The 16,262-nt window shown below is 62.1% G+C and carries 15 protein-coding genes and 1 tRNA gene; 15 read left to right on the forward strand and 1 reads right to left on the reverse strand.

Features of this window, described 5'->3' with window-relative positions:
* The 4 genes from IAG25_RS34405 (at position 1) to IAG25_RS34420 (ending at position 5,449) form a co-directional block, all read left to right on the forward strand.
* Positions 1-1,122 (forward strand): ABC transporter permease, encoded by a 1,122-nt coding sequence (locus IAG25_RS34405; RefSeq protein WP_375336556.1) that lies wholly within the window; start codon positions 1-3, stop codon positions 1,120-1,122.
* A complete protein-coding gene (locus IAG25_RS34410; protein ID WP_035503015.1) occupies positions 1,119-2,717 on the forward strand; it encodes an ABC transporter ATP-binding protein in 1,599 nt (532 codons plus the stop codon). Before IAG25_RS34405 ends, IAG25_RS34410 begins: the two co-directional genes overlap by 4 nt.
* Before the next feature lie 147 nt (positions 2,718-2,864).
* Positions 2,865-3,524 (forward strand): C40 family peptidase, encoded by a 660-nt coding sequence (locus tag IAG25_RS34415; protein WP_035503013.1) that lies wholly within the window; start codon positions 2,865-2,867, stop codon positions 3,522-3,524.
* A gap of 380 nt (positions 3,525-3,904) precedes the next feature.
* Positions 3,905-5,449, forward strand: a complete 1,545-nt coding sequence (locus IAG25_RS34420; protein WP_187608856.1) for a 2-isopropylmalate synthase — start codon at positions 3,905-3,907, stop codon at positions 5,447-5,449.
* Between the two features lie 75 nt (positions 5,450-5,524).
* Here the strand turns inward: IAG25_RS34420 and IAG25_RS34425 are convergent, their stop codons facing one another.
* Positions 5,525-6,040, reverse strand: coding sequence for a hypothetical protein (locus tag IAG25_RS34425; RefSeq protein ID WP_187608857.1), 516 nt, complete (start codon positions 6,038-6,040; stop codon positions 5,525-5,527).
* A gap of 195 nt (positions 6,041-6,235) precedes the next feature.
* Between IAG25_RS34425 and IAG25_RS34430 the strand changes: the two genes are divergently transcribed.
* The 11 genes from IAG25_RS34430 to IAG25_RS34480 all read left to right on the forward strand — a co-directional run bounded on the left by IAG25_RS34430 (position 6,236) and on the right by IAG25_RS34480 (position 16,250).
* On the forward strand, positions 6,236-7,525 hold the full coding sequence (locus tag IAG25_RS34430; protein WP_187608858.1) for a branched-chain amino acid ABC transporter substrate-binding protein: 1,290 nt from the start codon (positions 6,236-6,238) through the stop codon (positions 7,523-7,525).
* 159 nt (positions 7,526-7,684) lie between these two features.
* On the forward strand, positions 7,685-7,954 hold the full coding sequence (rpsO, locus tag IAG25_RS34435) for a 30S ribosomal protein S15 (RefSeq protein WP_035503009.1): 270 nt from the start codon (positions 7,685-7,687) through the stop codon (positions 7,952-7,954).
* 353 nt (positions 7,955-8,307) lie between these two features.
* Positions 8,308-10,431: a polyribonucleotide nucleotidyltransferase gene (gene pnp / locus IAG25_RS34440; protein ID WP_187608859.1), complete on the forward strand. Its 2,124-nt coding sequence runs from the start codon at positions 8,308-8,310 to the stop codon at positions 10,429-10,431.
* 186 nt (positions 10,432-10,617) lie between these two features.
* On the forward strand, positions 10,618-11,634 hold the full coding sequence (locus tag IAG25_RS34445) for an NAD(P)H-quinone oxidoreductase (RefSeq protein ID WP_187608860.1): 1,017 nt from the start codon (positions 10,618-10,620) through the stop codon (positions 11,632-11,634).
* Positions 11,635-11,799: 165 nt separating this feature from the next.
* Entirely contained in the window at positions 11,800-12,573 is a 774-nt protein-coding gene (tpiA, locus tag IAG25_RS34450; RefSeq protein ID WP_035503004.1) for a triose-phosphate isomerase, read from the forward strand.
* Positions 12,574-12,661: 88 nt separating this feature from the next.
* Positions 12,662-13,036: a preprotein translocase subunit SecG gene (secG, locus tag IAG25_RS34455; RefSeq protein WP_187608861.1), complete on the forward strand. Its 375-nt coding sequence runs from the start codon at positions 12,662-12,664 to the stop codon at positions 13,034-13,036.
* Between the two features lie 127 nt (positions 13,037-13,163).
* A tRNA-Leu gene (locus tag IAG25_RS34460) sits at positions 13,164-13,248 on the forward strand.
* Between the two features lie 214 nt (positions 13,249-13,462).
* On the forward strand, positions 13,463-13,822 hold the full coding sequence (locus tag IAG25_RS34465) for an NADH-quinone oxidoreductase subunit A (RefSeq protein WP_187608862.1): 360 nt from the start codon (positions 13,463-13,465) through the stop codon (positions 13,820-13,822).
* Between the two features lie 61 nt (positions 13,823-13,883).
* Entirely contained in the window at positions 13,884-14,363 is a 480-nt protein-coding gene (locus IAG25_RS34470) for a NuoB/complex I 20 kDa subunit family protein (protein ID WP_006052903.1), read from the forward strand.
* Between the two features lie 21 nt (positions 14,364-14,384).
* Positions 14,385-14,987 carry an NADH-quinone oxidoreductase subunit C gene (locus tag IAG25_RS34475; protein ID WP_187608863.1) on the forward strand — a complete coding sequence of 201 codons (603 nt, stop codon included), beginning with the start codon at positions 14,385-14,387 and terminating at the stop codon, positions 14,985-14,987.
* Positions 14,988-14,996: 9 nt separating this feature from the next.
* Entirely contained in the window at positions 14,997-16,250 is a 1,254-nt protein-coding gene (locus IAG25_RS34480; protein WP_187608864.1) for an NADH-quinone oxidoreductase subunit D, read from the forward strand.
* The last annotated feature ends 12 nt before the right edge of the window (positions 16,251-16,262 follow it).

The following is a 16,262-nucleotide window of genomic DNA, read 5'->3' on the forward strand; positions in this document are numbered from 1 at the left end:
TTGAATCGAGCCGCTTCATCGGAATCGTCACGGCGCAAGGCCAACGGCAGCGACGCGCAACCGCTGCGCGGCGAGGCATCGGTGCCGCCGGGGCGGCGCGTCTGGCTGCGCTTCAAGCGCAATCGCCTGGGGTACTGGAGCCTCGTCGTGTTCGTCGTGGCGTTCGTCATCAGCCTCGCGGGCCCGCTCTGGTCGAACGACAAGCCGCTCGTCGTGCGCTACCAGGGGCATATGTACTTTCCGCTCGTGAAGACCTATGCGGAGACGACCTTCGGCGGCGATTTCCCGACCCCCGCCGATTATCTCGATCCCTTCGTGCGCGACCGTTTCAGCGCGCCCGGCAACTTCGCGATCTATCCGCCGAATCACTACTACTACGACACGCTCAACTATTTCTCGAAAGGCTCGAACCCTGCGCCGCCGTCGCGCGAAAACTGGCTCGGCACCGACGATCGCGGCCGCGACGTGTTCGCGCGACTGGTGTACGGCTTTCGCGTGTCGGTGCTGTTCGCGCTCGTGCTGACGGCGATCGGCACAGTACTCGGCGTCGTCGCGGGCGCGGTTCAGGGGTATTTCGGCGGCAGGATCGATATCACCGGGCAGCGGCTGATCGAGATATGGAGCGCGCTGCCGGAGCTGTATCTGCTCATCATCTTCGCGTCGATCTTCGAGCCGAGCCTGATCCTGCTGATCATCCTGCTGTCGCTGTTCGGATGGATCGGCCTGTCGGATTACGTGCGCGCGGAGTTTCTGCGCAATCGCACGCAGGACTATGTGCGCGCGGCCCGCGCGATGGGGCTGTCGAACTGGCAGACCATCTGGCGGCACGTGCTGCCCAACAGCCTGACGCCCGTCATCACGTTCCTGCCGTTTCGCATGAGCGGCGCGATTCTCGCGCTGACGAGCCTCGATTTCCTCGGCCTCGGCGTGCCGTCGCCGACGCCGTCGCTCGGCGAACTGCTCGCGCAGGGCAAGGCCAATCTCGACGCCTGGTGGATTTCGCTGTCGACGTTCGGCGTGCTCGTCGCGACGCTGCTGTTGCTGACCTTCATGGGCGACGCCCTGCGCAACGCGCTGGACACGCGCATCGCCGATGCGGTGAAAGCGGGAGGCGGGCAGTGAGCGAGCCGCTTCTTTCGATTCAGGATCTGCGCGTGCGCTTCGGTGACACGCTCGCCGTCGACGGCGCGAATCTCGATATCCGCGCGGGCGAGCGTGTGGCGCTCGTCGGCGAATCGGGTTCGGGCAAGAGTGTGACGGCGCTGTCGATCCTGCGCCTCGTGCGCGACGCCGAAGTGACCGGCTCGATCCGCTTCGCCGGCGAGGAATTGCTCTCGAAAAGCGAGCACGCGATGCGCGGCTTGCGCGGCTCCGACATCGCGATGATCTTCCAGGAGCCGATGACGGCGCTCAATCCGCTCTATACGGTCGGCGACCAGATCGGCGAGACGATCCAGCTACACGACGGCACGAGTCCGCGCGAGGCGCGCCAACGCGCGATCGCGCTGCTCGCGCGCACCGGCATCACCGAGCCGGAAAGACGCGTGGACAGTTATCCGCATCAGCTTTCGGGCGGGCAGCGCCAGCGCGTGATGATCGCGATGGCGCTCGCCTGCCGGCCGCGGCTTCTGCTCGCCGACGAGCCGACCACGGCGCTCGACGTGACGATTCGCGCGCAGATCGTCGAACTGCTGCTGGAGCTTCAGCGCGATGAAGCCGAGAAGCGCGGCATGGCCGTGCTGCTCATCACGCACGACCTGAACCTCGTGCGGCGCTTCGCGGAGCGCGTCGCGGTGATGGAGAAGGGCGTGCTTGTCGAAAGCGCTGCCGTGGAGGAGATTTTCACGTCGCCGCAGCATCCGTACACCAAGCGCCTGATGCAGAGCAAGCCGAAGCGCAATGTGCTGCCCGTGCTGCCGATCGCGCCGGTGCTGCTCGACGCGAAGGATGTCTCCGTCGACTACGCGACGCGCCTGCCGGGTTTCGCGGGCTGGTTCCGGCGCGGCCGCTTCAAGGCCGTCGACGACGTCACGCTGACGGTGCGGCAGGGCGAGACGCTCGGCATCGTCGGGGAATCGGGTTCGGGCAAGTCCACGCTCGCGATGGCGCTGCTCGGCCTGCAGCGCACCTCGACGGGCACGGTGCAGTTTCAGGGTCGCGCGATCGGCGATTTTCGCGGACGCGAAAAGGCGGTGCTGCGCTCGAACCTGCAAGTGGTGTTTCAGGACCCGTTCAGTTCGCTGTCGCCGCGGCAGACGGTGGAGAGGATCGTCGGGGAAGGGCTCGCGCTGCATCGTCCGGAACTCGATGCAGCCGCGCGGCGCGCGAAGGTGATCGCGGTACTGCGCGAAGTCGGCATGGAGCGCGCGGCGCTCGATCGTTATCCGCACGAATTCTCCGGAGGACAGCGGCAGCGTATCGCGATTGCCCGCGCACTCGTGCTCGAACCGAGCATCCTGATCCTCGACGAACCGACGAGCGCACTCGATGTTTCCATTCAGACTCAAGTACTTGCGCTGCTGGCCGACATTCAGAAGAAGCACAATCTCGGTTACGTTTTCATTAGCCACGACCTGCAGGTGATCGGTGCGATGGCGCATCGCGTGGCGGTGATGCGAAATGGTTTTGTCGTGGAGTCGGGCGAAGTAGAGAAGATTTTTGCGAACCCTTCCGACGAATACACACGAAAGCTTCTGACCGCAGCACTGAATTCCTAAAAATCTTTCTTTTTCACCAATTGGGTGCCCATCTCAATTGTATTTTTCTATTTCTTTTGACAGTTAAATACTTTGTGGCTAGTATCCCTCCAAACTTTCACGTATCTCCCTGATTTCGCAGCTTTTAATTGTAAAACCTACCGACCGATGCAACCACTAACGTTGACTCAAACATGCGCGCGCGCCGCCGCGGGTATGTTAATCGGCCTTCTGATGACAACAACTTCCGGCGCGTTCGCCGATGAAGTCAGCAGTAGCAGCCAAAATGCCAACAACGGCATTTTCTCCTCCAGCAAATCCTCTGACGCAACGAGCGCAGACGCCGCCAGCAGTTCGGGCGGCGCGAAGTCGTTTCTGTCGGGCGTGGCGAGCAAGGCGGGCGACGTCGTCGTCGGCGCGCTCAACATGATCGGCGTGCGTTATCGCTGGGGCGGCAACACGCCGGATTCCGGCCTCGACTGCAGCGGCTTCGTGCGCTACGTCTTCCAGGACACGCTCGGCATGACCTTGCCGCGCCGCGCCGAGGAAATGAGCCGTGTGGGCGAGAAGGTGACCGTTTCCGATCTCAAGCCGGGCGATCTCGTGTTTTTCAACACGATGCGCCGCTCGTTCTCGCACGTCGGCATCTATATCGGCGACAACAAGTTCGTGCATTCGCCTTCCACCGGCAGCACGATCCGTGTCGACGACATGGAAGACGGCTACTGGGAAAAGCGCTTCCAGGGCGCGCGCCGCATCGAGAACGCGCCGGTCGGCGATGGCTCGGAACTGCGCCAGCGCGTGAGCGCGTCGATCGGCGGTTACTGATCGGCTGTCCGGCATCGAAAAAGCCTGCCTCCTTCCGGGACGCAGGCTTTTTTGTTTTTCAGCTGGCTTCGGCAAACAGGCGCGGCGAATGAGCTTCAATCGGCGCGATCGGAAAGCCTCATTGCACGCGCCTCTAAAAGCCGTTATAGTTTTTGAATGAACTTTTTTCCGTTCCCCTTCTCGCTGTTCCCGGCTGGTGCGTCGCTATGCGCACTATCGCTGCTAGCGCGCCTACCGCGCTAATTCTTCTCGCCTCCCGTCTGCTCGTCCTTTCAGGTTTTCGACGCCAGCGGTGGCGCGAACACCCGAATTCCCTTTTGCCTTATCGTTTCGATCGCGATATTTCCAACAATCGATAAATCTCCCCACAGGAGCCCAACATGGCAGCAGACAAGTTGATCATCTTCGACACGACCTTGCGCGATGGCGAACAGTCCCCCGGCGCGTCGATGACGAAGGAAGAGAAAATCCGCATCGCGAAGCAACTGGAGCGCATGAAGGTCGACGTGATCGAGGCGGGCTTCGCCGCGAGTTCGAACGGCGATTTCGACGCGATCAACACCATCGCATCGCTCGTGAAGGACAGCACGGTCTGCTCGCTCGCCCGCGCGAACGACAAGGACATCCAGCGCGCCGCCGATGCGCTGAAGCCCGCGAATCAGTTCCGCATCCATACGTTCATCGCCACGTCGGCGCTGCACATGGAAAAGAAGCTGCGCATGACGCCGGAGCAGGTCTACCAGCAGGCGCGCCTCGCGGTGCGCTTCGCGCGCAAGTTCACCGATGACGTCGAGTTCTCGCCAGAAGACGGCAGCCGCTCGGATATTGATTTCCTCTGTCGCGTGCTCGAAGGCGTCATCGAAGAAGGCGCGCGCACGATCAACATCACGGATACGGTCGGCTACGGGATTCCTGAGCATTACGGCAATCTCGTGAAGACGCTGCGCGAGCGCGTGCCCAATTCCGACAAGGCCGTCTGGTCGGTTCACTGCCATGACGACCTCGGCCTGGCGGTCGCCAATTCGCTCGCGGGCGTGCAGATCGGCGGCGCGCGTCAGGTCGAATGCACGATCAACGGTCTCGGCGAGCGCGCGGGCAACACGTCGCTCGAAGAAATCGTAATGGCTGTGAAGACGCGCAAGGACTACTTCGGGCTCGATGTCGGCATCGACACGACGCAGATCGTCCCCACGTCGAAGCTCGTCTCGCAGATCACCGGATTCGTCGTGCAGCCGAACAAGGCGGTCGTTGGCGCGAATGCGTTCGCGCATGCGTCGGGCATTCACCAGGACGGCGTGCTGAAGGCGCGCGACACCTACGAAATCATGCGCGCGGAAGACGTGGGCTGGAGCGCGAACAAGATCGTGCTCGGCAAGCTGTCGGGCCGTAACGCGTTCAAGCAGCGTCTGGAAGAGCTCGGCGTGACGCTCGAATCCGAAGCTGACGTGAACGCCGCCTTCGCGCGTTTCAAGGATCTCGCCGATCGCAAGGCCGAAATCTTCGACGAAGACATCATGCAGATCGTCTCCGAGGAATCCGCCGAGGCGCAGGCGAAGGAACACTTCCGCTTCGTGTCGATGAAGCAGCATTCGGAAACCGGCGAGCAACCGCAGGCCAAGGTCGTGTTCGCGGTGGAAGGCAGCGAAGTCACGGGCGAAGCGGGCGGCAACGGTCCCGTCGATGCGACGCTGCACGCAATCGAATCGAAGGTCGAAAGCGGCGCGGAACTCGTGCTGTACTCGGTCAACGCGATCACGACCGGCACGCAGGCGCAAGGCGAAGTAACGGTGCGTCTGTCGAAGAGCGGGCGAATCGTGAACGGCGTCGGCACCGATCCGGACATCGTCGCTGCGTCGGCGAAGGCGTATATCGCCGCGTTGAACAAGCTGCACTCGAAGGTCGAGAAGCTCAATCCGCAGCTTTGATTGGCGGGCGCGGTCTCGACTGACAGCAAAAAGCCCTCGCGAGAGGGCTTTTTCAATGGCGCGGCGCTAACGTGCTCAGAACAGATTGCGCCGGTCGGGATCGTGAAGCGGGTCGGGCGTCTTCTGCGTCAGGCGCAGAACGCCCTGATCGTCGAAATAGAAGCTGTACATCATGTACCAGACGTTCGCTTCCATGTAGCGGTAGGTCCAGACTTCGCGTTTCATCAGCGGAAAGTATGACGTCTCCACCGGCCGCCCGAAGTTCACGAGCACGTCCTTCTTCGTCCACGTGCCGATCTGCGCCTTGTAGAACTCGTTCTCGTCGAGCACCTGCCTCACGCTGACGATCTTGCCGGATGCGTCGATGTCGGCGGCGGTGGTGAATTCGCCGAGCGGTTGCGTCGGCCACATCAGGCGCTTGCCGCCGTCGGGCAAATCGTAGACTTCGCGCGGCGGACCGAGCCGGGCGGTGACCGTCGATGCATCGGCGCCGGTCTGATAGTTCTGCCACGGCTGCGCGCAGGCGGACAGAAGGAGCGCGACGCCCGCGCACGCAAGCGACGCGCGCATGCGGTTGAGTTTGTGCAGCATTGAAGCCTCCACGTGCTTGCTCCTCGCGCCCGCGAGCAGCGTTTATGCGATGTTTCTCGTGATTTTGACATGCGCGCGCGGCAAAACATTCTCCGATACGCCGCACTATTCGAGCGGATGTGTCGGCAATGACGGACTTGCGCGGCGCGCCCGGTGCGGCCTATGATCCGCGCTTTCGGCGGATCGGCGGAACCCATGAAGAAAGGAATCGGCGTGCGCGGGGCGCGATGGCTGCTCACTGTGGCATCGACGTGCCTCGCATTGTCTTTGACGGCGAAAGCGGCCGATTTGCCGCCCATCAAGCTCGCGCTGATCGAAGGCATGTCCGGCCCGTTCGCGAATGCCGGCGCGATGGTCGAGCGCAATCTGCGCTTCGGCGTCGAGCGCGTGAACGCGCAGGGCGGCGTGAAGCTCGCGGACGGCATGCATCCGCTGCAACTCGTCGTGTTCGACGGCAAGGGCAGCAGCGAGGCGACGCTCGTGCAACTGCGCGCGGCGATCGACGACGGGATCGGCTTCGTGATGCAGGGGAACAGCTCGGCGGTGGCGGCGGCCCTCGTCGCGGCGATCGACAAGCAGAACGCGCGTGAACCGGACCGCCGCGTGCTTTTCCTGAACTATTCCGCCGACGATCCCGCGCTCACCAACGACGCGTGCAGTTTCTGGCACTTCCGCTTCGACGCGCACGCCGGGATGCGCATGGACGCGCTCGCCGACGCACTGAAAGACGATCGCGCGGTCAAAAGGGTTTATCTGCTGAATCAGGATTACAGCTTCGGCCACGACGTGAGCCGCGAAGCGCAGCGCGCGCTCAAGGAGCGGCGGCCGGATATCGCGATTGCCGGCGACGAGTTTCATCCGATCGGCCGTGTGAAGGATTTCGCGCCTTACATCGCCAAAATCCGTTCGAGCGGAGCGGACGCGGTGATCACCGGCAACTGGGGCAACGACCTGACGTTGCTGGTGAAAGCGGCGCGCGAGCAGGGGCTCGACACGAAGTTCTACACCTTCTACGGAAACAGTCTGGGCGCGCCGGCGGCGCTCGGCGACGCCGGCGTGAAGCGCGTGATCGCGGTGGCGGACTGGCATCCGAACGTCGGCGGTGCGGCGTCGGATGCTTACTATCGCGCGTTTCGCGCACGCTACCCGGCCGCCGCGGACGATTACCTCGTCGCGCGCATGCCGCTGATGATCGAAATGCTCGCCTCGGCGATGACCCGCGCGGGCAGCGCGAACCCGCTCGCGGTGGCACGCGCGCTCGAAGGGATGAAATTCGACGGCGAAGGCTTCCACGCGATGGCGATGCGCGCCGACGATCATCAGGTGATCCAGCCCCTTTACGTCATGGAAATGGACAAGGCGGGAGCGAAGGGCGTGGCGCTCGATAACGAAGGCTCCGGTTACGGCTTTCGCACGCTGCTTGCCGTGCCGGCGCAGAAAACCGCCCCGGAGACGACCTGCAAAATGACGCGTCCGGCACGCTAGGCGTCGCCTGCGCCCGCCGGAACCCTGTCTTCGGCGGGCCGCAGTGTGATATACTCCGCGCTTCGTCTTGGAGTTTTGACTAAGGCGAAATCCGAAATTGGCAAACCCACGGCACGGCCTTTCTTCCGTGACCGCCTGTCTGAATCAAAGGAAAAGCAAATGTCCGTAGCAGAAGTCAAGAAGTCCGACATCGTCGCAGAATATGCGCGCGGCACCAACGACACCGGCTCCCCTGAAGTGCAAGTCGCACTCCTCACGAGCCGCATCAACGAACTCACCGTCCACTTCAAGTCGCACTCGAAGGATCATCACAGCCGCCGCGGTCTGCTGCGCATGGTGAGCCGTCGTCGCAAGCTGCTCGACTACCTGAAGGGCAAGGATGCGGATCGTTATCGCTCGTTGATCGAGAAGCTGGGTCTGCGCAAGTAATTGGCGTCAAACGGCCGCCGTTAGAACGAAGTGCCTGTGTCAGTCCGCTGATACAGGCACTTTGTTTTTGTACGTTCCGGCCGTGAAGTGGTGCGCGATCGCGTTTTCATCGGTCGGCACCGCGTAGTTGGTACTTCAGCAGTTCATCGCTTTACCCGGATTACCCGGATGCATCATCCGGTTCGACACCCGGTCCGGCCTCGCGGCAGAGCTTTGTGTCATTCCAGCGCGGCGTCTTCGCGCACGTCGGGCAGGCCCCGCGCTGGAATGGCATAACACACCTCTCAAGCGTGGCTCGCGACCGCCCCAGTCAGCGCCAGACGACCGGCGCGGCCAACGTAGAAGGAGTCACAATGTTCAATAAAATCGTCAAAGAATTTAAGTGGGGACAACACAATGTCCGCCTGGAAACGGGTGAAATCGCTCGTCAGGCAAGCGGCGCGGTGATCGTCGATGTCGAAGATACCGTCGTGCTCGCGACCGTCGTCGGCGCGAAGACCGCCAAGCCGGGCCAGGACTTCTTCCCGCTGACCGTCGATTACCTCGAAAAGACCTACGCAGCCGGCAAGATCCCGGGCGGCTTCTTCCGCCGTGAAGGCCGTCCGTCGGAAGGCGAGACGCTGATTTCGCGCCTGATCGACCGTCCGCTGCGTCCGCTCTTCCCGGAAGGCTTCTATAACGAAGTGCAGGTCGTCATCCACGTCCTGTCGCTGAATCCGGACGTCCCGGCGGATATTCCCGCGCTGATCGGCGCATCGGCCGCGCTCGCCGTGTCGGGCCTGCCGTTCAACGGTCCGGTCGGCGCCGCGCGCGTCGCGTACATCAACAACGAGTACGTGCTGAACCCCACGCGTCCGCAAATGAAGGAATCGGCGCTCGACTTGATCGTCGCGGGCACCGAGCGCGCTGTGCTGATGGTGGAATCGGAAGCGCAGCAGTTGTCAGAAGAAGTGATGCTCGGCGGCGTGGTGTTCGGCCACGAGCAGATGCAGACGGCCATCGACGCAATCCATGAGCTCGTCCGCGAAGGCGGCAAGCCCGAGTGGGACTGGAAGCCCGCCGCGAAGAACGAAGCGCTCATTTCGCGCGTCACGGAAATCGCCAAGACGGAACTCGAAGCCGCTTACCAGTTGCGCAACAAGCAGGCGCGTTCGGCCAAGCTGAAGGAAGTCTACGCGGCGACCTCGGCGAAGCTCGCCGAGGAAGCAGTCGTTGCCGATGCGGCAACCATCGGCAACGTGTTGTTCGATATCGAAGCGAAGATCGTTCGCTCGCAGATCCTGAACGGCGAGCCGCGCATCGACGGCCGCGACACGCGCACGGTCCGCCCGATCGAAATCCGCACGGGCGTGTTGCCGCGCACGCACGGTTCGGCGCTCTTCACGCGTGGCGAAACGCAGGCGCTGGTCGTCGCGACGCTCGGCACGAAGGGCGACGAGCAGAACATCGACGCGCTCGAAGGCGAATATCGCGAGCGCTTCATGCTTCACTACAACATGCCCCCGTTCGCAACGGGCGAAACCGGCCGCGTCGGTTCGCCGAAGCGTCGTGAAATCGGTCACGGCCGACTGGCCAAGCGCGCGCTGGTCGCGTGCCTGCCGGGCCCCGACGAATTCGGCTATTCCATCCGCGTCGTGTCGGAAATCACGGAATCGAATGGCTCGTCGTCGATGGCGTCGGTTTGCGGCGGCTGCCTCGCGCTGATGGACGCCGGCGTGCCGATGAAGGCGCACGTCGCAGGCATCGCGATGGGCCTGATCCTCGAAGGAAACAAGTTCGCGGTTCTGACCGACATCCTGGGCGACGAAGATCACCTCGGCGACATGGACTTCAAGGTGGCCGGCACGGCACAAGGCGTGACGGCGCTGCAGATGGACATCAAGATCCAGGGCATCACGAAGGAAATCATGCAGGTCGCGCTCGCACAGGCGAAGGAAGGCCGCATGCACATCCTCGGCAAGATGACGGCTGCGGTTCCGCACACGAATACGGAACTGTCCGACTACGCGCCGCGCATGATCACCATCAAGATCAATCCGGAGAAGATCCGCGACGTGATCGGCAAGGGCGGCTCGGTGATCCGCGCGCTGACGGAGGAGACCGGCACGACCATCGACATTTCGGACGACGGCGTCGTGACGATCGCGAGCACGAGCGCGGAAGGCATGGCCGACGCGAAGAAGCGTATCGAGAACATCACGGCTGAAGTGGAAGTCGGCCAGATCTACGAAGGCCCGGTGCTCAAGCTGCTCGACTTCGGCGCGATCGTGAACATCCTGCCGGGCAAGGACGGTCTGCTGCACATCTCGGAGATCGTCAACGAGCGCGTGAAGGACATCAACGACTATCTGAAGGAAGGCCAGATCGTGAAGGTCAAGGTCATCCAGACGGACGAAAAGGGTCGTGTGCGTCTGTCGGCGAAGGCGCTTCTGAACGAAGCCGCACAGCAGGCGGAACCCACGCATCCGCAGTCGTAATGCGGTAATGTGTAGACGGCCGGCCGCTGATGCGAGCCGGCCGTTTTCATGTATGACGCTTCGGACGCTATGCATTGTCCGACGCGTCATCGGACTCGATGGCAGTGTGCAGCGTGATTGCTACAGGCGCGCGCAGTGCCATCCGGTTCGAATGCACACTGACGCTGGTCGGCACAGGGAGAGGATATGAAGGCCATCGAAATCACTGAGTTTGGCGCACCCGAAGTCCTGAAACTGGGCGAACGTCCGACACCTGCGCCGGGCAAATGCGAGGTGTTGATCAAGGTTGCCGCTTCCGGCGTCAACCGGCCGGACGTGTTCCAGCGCAAGGGCGCGTACGCGCCGCCGCCGGGGGCATCCGATCTGCCGGGGCTGGAAGTGGCCGGTGAAATCGTCGATGGCGATTTCGATCCCAAACACAACCCGTTCGGTCTGAAAAAAGGCGATCGCGTGTGCGCGCTGCTCGCGGGCGGCGGTTACGCCGAATATGCGGTCGCGCCGCTCGAACAGTGTCTGCCGGTGCCGAAGGGGCTGTCGGAGATCGAGGCCGCATCGTTGCCGGAGACCTTCTTCACCGTCTGGAGCAACGTGTTCGAGCGTGGTCAGCTGGGCGCGGGCGAGAACGGCGCGGAAGAGACGCTGCTCGTGCAGGGCGGATCGAGCGGCATCGGCGTGACGGCGATCCAGATCGCGAAGGCGCTCGGCTTTCGCGTCTTCGCCACGGCCGGCACCGACGAAAAATGCCGCGCGTGCGAAGCGCTCGGCGCCGAGCGCGCGATCAACTACAAGACGGAAGATTTCGTCGAAGTAGTGAAGTCGCTGACGAATGACCGCGGCGTCGACGTGATTCTCGACATGGTCGCCGGCGACTATCTGGCGCGCGAGCTCAAGGCGCTGGCCGATGGCGGGCGCATCTGCGTGATCGCGCTGCTGGGCGGCGCCAAGGCGGAGATCAATCTGAACGACGTGCTGCGTCGGCGCCTCGTCATCACCGGTTCGACACTGCGTCCGCGTCCGGTCGCGTTCAAGGCGAAGCTCGCGGCGAAGCTGAAGGAGCGTGTCTGGCCGGAAATCGAGGCGGGGCGCATCAAGCCGGTGATCCACCAGGTTTTCCCGGCGCACGATGCCGCCGCAGCGCACACGCTGATGGAAAGCAGCACGCACGTCGGCAAGATCGTGCTCGACTGGCGTGAGGGCGCGTGACATTTCCATGCGAAATCCGGCGTTTCACGTTGCGGCGCTTTTGACGGTTTGACCGGTTTCGTCGTAACACAGTAAAATCGCCTGTTTTGCAAGCAGTTTGCGGTTCGTAGCGGTTCATTTTTATAACAGGCGGTTCTTGCAAGCCGCCGCCGACTGACGAGACATATGTCCAGAGAACGAGCGAAACTGGTGGTGGGCAACTGGAAGATGCACGGTCGCATCAGTGACAACGCGACCCTGCTGACCGAAGTCGCCGCAGGGGCATCGGCTTTGCAAAAGGGTGTGCGTGTCGGCGTGTGCGTTCCGTGTCCTTACCTTGCGCAATCGCAGGCGCTTCTGAGCGGTTCGGTCGTGCAATGGGGCATCCAGGATGTGTCGGCGCATTCGGGCGGCGCGTTCACGGGCGAAGTCGCGGCAGAGATGGCGGCGGACTTTGGCGTCACGTATGCCATCGTCGGGCATTCGGAGCGACGCGCGTATCATCGCGAAAGCCCGGAACTCGTTGCGTCGAAGGCGCAGCGCGCGATCGAAGCGGGGCTCACGCCCATCGTGTGCGTCGGCGAGACGCTCGAAGAGCGCCAGGCGGGTACGACCGAGCAGATCATCGGCACGCAGCTCGATGCTGTATTGGCGATACTGACGGAAGAGCAGGCGGCAGGCATCGTGGTCGCGTACGAACCGGTCTGGGCGATCGGAACGGGCAAGACCGCGCGCCCGGGCCAGGCGCAGGACGTTCATGCGTTTCTGCGTCACAAGCTGCTGGAGAAAGGTGCATCGGTGGCGAGCGTGCCGCTTTTGTACGGCGGCAGCGTAAAGCCTGAAAATGCGGAAGAGCTGTTTGGGCAAAAGGACATCGACGGCGGGCTGATCGGCGGCGCATCGTTGAAGTCGAAGGATTTTCTGGCGATCTGCCGGGCGGCGCAAACCGTGACGCATTGAGCGTCGAACGGCAAGCGAGCAGGGCAGGCGAAAGAGCATAGTGCGACACGAAGGTGTCACGGAAACATCAGGGATCGGGTGAGTTGAAATGCTGTATTTGAAGACATTGATTATCGTTGTCCAGTTGCTGTCTGCGCTGGGCGTTATCGGCCTCGTGCTGCTTCAGCATGGCAAGGGCGCGGACATGGGTGCTGCGTTCGGCAGCGGCGCATCGGGCAGTCTGTTCGGTGCGACGGGTTCGGCCAACTTCCTGTCGCGTACTACCGCTGTTCTCGCCGCGGTCTTTTTCGTCACGACGCTGACGCTGACCTATCTCGGAAGCTACAAACCGCAAACGTCGGCGGGTGTGCTCGGTGGCGCCGCTCCCGTGCCGACATCGGCTTCGGCGGCAGCATCGGCGGCTTCCGCGCCTGCTTCCGCACCGGTCGCGTCGTCCGCGCCGGGCTCCGACGTGCCTAAATAACGACAGAACGAATTTTTCGCATAATCTGCATTTTGTGCGTTGAACAATTCGTAGGGCCCAGTTATAATTCAAGTCTTGAAGCGATTCGCGGCAATTTAGAAGTAGTTTTCCCGGATTGCAGTACAGTGCCGACGTGGTGAAATTGGTAGACACGCTATCTTGAGGGGGTAGTGGCGAAAGCTGTGCGAGTTCGAGTCTCGCCGTCGGCACCAAAGTTATCCAATGCCAGCCGCTTGCTTCGCTTCGGCTGGCATTGTCACTTCTGGAGTACCCTTACGGTTTCATGGCGGCATAGACAGCGTCAAAGCGGTTGTCACAGTGTGCTGATATCGTGAGCGGTCCCAAGTGCATTCTCCCGCCGGGTGGTCCGTCCCGGCTGAAGGTCCCAATCAATAACAGACCACATCTACCGATCAGAGGATAGCCTTGAACCTCGCACCCTATTACCCCGTCTTCTTGTTTCTCGTAGTGGGCCTAGGTTTAGGTATTGCGTTGATCAGCATCGGCAAGATTCTCGGTCCCAACAAGCCCGACACGGAGAAGAACGCGCCGTACGAGTGCGGCTTCGAAGCCTTCGAAGACGCGCGTATGAAGTTCGATGTGCGTTACTATCTCGTCGCGATTCTTTTCATCATTTTCGACCTTGAAACGGCGTTTCTGTTCCCGTGGGGTGTGTCCCTGCGCGATATCGGCTGGCCCGGCTTCATGGCGATGATGATTTTTCTGCTCGAATTTTTGCTCGGTTTCGCCTACATCTGGAGAAAGGGCGGGCTCGACTGGGAATGACAGTTAGATCACCGGATTCATGGGCGGCTTTGGCTGGCTGCTCATCTGGAGTGGAAAACAAATGAGTATCGAAGGGGTCTTGAAGGAAGGCTTTGTCACCACTACGGCTGACAAGCTCATCAACTGGACGCGCACCGGCTCCCTGTGGCCGATGACGTTCGGTCTCGCGTGCTGCGCGGTCGAGATGATGCACGCGGGCGCCGCCCGTTACGACCTGGACCGTTTCGGGGTGGTGTTTCGTCCGAGTCCGCGCCAGTCCGACGTGATGATCGTCGCCGGGACGCTGTGCAACAAGATGGCGCCCGCGCTTCGTAAGGTGTACGACCAGATGGCCGAGCCGCGCTGGGTCATTTCGATGGGTTCGTGCGCGAACGGCGGTGGCTACTACCACTATTCATATTCCGTCGTGCGCGGTTGCGACCGGATCGTGCCGGTCGACGTGTACGTTCCTGGTTGCCCTCCGACCGCCGAAGCCCTGGTCTACGGCGTGATCCAGTTGCAGGCGAAGATTCGCCGCACCAACACCATCGCCCGTCAGTAAGGGCCTGAGTCTCCCCAAACTATGGCAAGCAAACTCGAGACCCTCAAAGCGAACCTCGAGACGGCGTTTGGCGACCGTCTCCAGAGCATCACGGAGTCGCTGGGTCAGGTGACGGTCGTCGTCAAGGCGGCCAACTATCTGAACGTCTGCGAGCAGTTGCGCGATGACCCGTCGCTGCGCTTCGAGCAGCTCATGGATCTCGCCGGCGTCGACTATTCGACCTACGGCGACGGTGCCTACGACGGCCCGCGTTTTGCGGCGGTCAGCCATCTTCTCTCGATCACGAACAACTGGCGCGTGCGCGTGCGCGTATTCGCCCCGGACGACGAAGTACCCATCGTGCCTTCGGTGGTCGATATCTGGACATCGGCGAACTGGTACGAGCGTGAAGCGTTCGACCTCTACGGCATCGTGTTCGAAGGCCATCCCGACCTGCGCCGCATTCTCACGGACTACGGCTTCATCGGCCATCCGTTCCGCAAGGACTTCCCGGTTTCCGGCTATGTGGAAATGCGCTACGACCCGGAAGAGAAGCGCGTGGTCTATCAGCCCGTGACGATCGAACCGCGCGAAATCACGCCGCGCGTGATCCGCGAAGATCGCTATGGCGGTCTGAAACATTAAGAGAACGCCATGGCAGAGATCAAGAATTACACGCTGAACTTTGGCCCGCAGCACCCGGCAGCGCACGGCGTGCTGCGTCTCGTGCTGGAACTCGACGGCGAAGTGATCCAGCGCGCCGACCCGCACATCGGTCTGCTGCATCGCGCGACCGAGAAGCTGGCCGAGACCAAGACCTTCATCCAGTCGGTGCCGTACATGGACCGTCTCGACTACGTGTCGATGATGGTGAACGAGCACGGCTACGTGATGGCCATCGAGAAGCTGCTCGGCATCGACGTGCCGATTCGCGCGAAATACATCCGCGTGCTGTTCGATGAAATCACGCGCGTGCTGAATCACCTGATGTGGATCGGCTCGCACGCGCTCGACGTCGGCGCGATGGCGGTGTTTCTCTATGCGTTCCGCGAGCGCGAAGATCTTATGGACGTCTACGAGGCGGTGTCGGGCGCGCGCATGCACGCGGCGTACTATCGTCCCGGTGGCGTCTATCGCGATCTGCCGGACGCGATGCCGCAGTACAAGGCATCCAAGATCCGCAACGCGAAAGCGCTCGACAAGATGAACGAGAACCGTCAGGGTTCGTTGCTCGACTTCATCGAGGATTTCTTCAATCGTTTCCCGGGTTGTGTCGACGAGTACGAAACGCTGCTCACCGACAACCGCATCTGGAAGCAGCGTCTCGTGGGCATCGGCGTGGTGAGCCCGGAGCGCGCGTTGCAGATGGGCCTGTCCGGCGCGATGCTGCGTGGCTCGGGCATCGAGTGGGACTTGCGCAAGAAGCAGCCGTACGAAGTGTACGACCAGCTCGACTTCGATATCCCCGTCGGCGTGAATGGCGATTGCTACGACCGTTATCTGGTGCGCGTGGAAGAAATGCGCCAGTCGACCCGCATCGCCAAACAGTGCATTGCGTGGCTGCGCAAGAATCCCGGCCCTGTGATGGTCGATAATCACAAGGTTGCGCCGCCGTCGCGCGTCGGCATGAAGAGCAACATGGAAGAGCTGATTCACCATTTCAAGCTCTTCACCGAAGGCTTCCACGTGCCGGAAGGCGAAACGTACGCGGCGGTCGAACATCCGAAGGGCGAGTTTGGCATCTACCTGATTTCGGATGGCGCGAACAAGCCGTATCGCCTGAAGATTCGCGCGCCGGGCTATGCACACCTCGCATCGCTCGACGAAATGGCGCGAGGCCACATGATCGCCGACGCTGTGACGATCATCGGTACGCAAGACATCGTGTTCGGCGAGATCGATCGCTGATTTCATCGCCAC

The organism is Caballeronia sp. EK, from assembly GCF_014384845.1.
GTDB lineage: Bacteria > Pseudomonadota > Gammaproteobacteria > Burkholderiales > Burkholderiaceae > Caballeronia > Caballeronia jiangsuensis.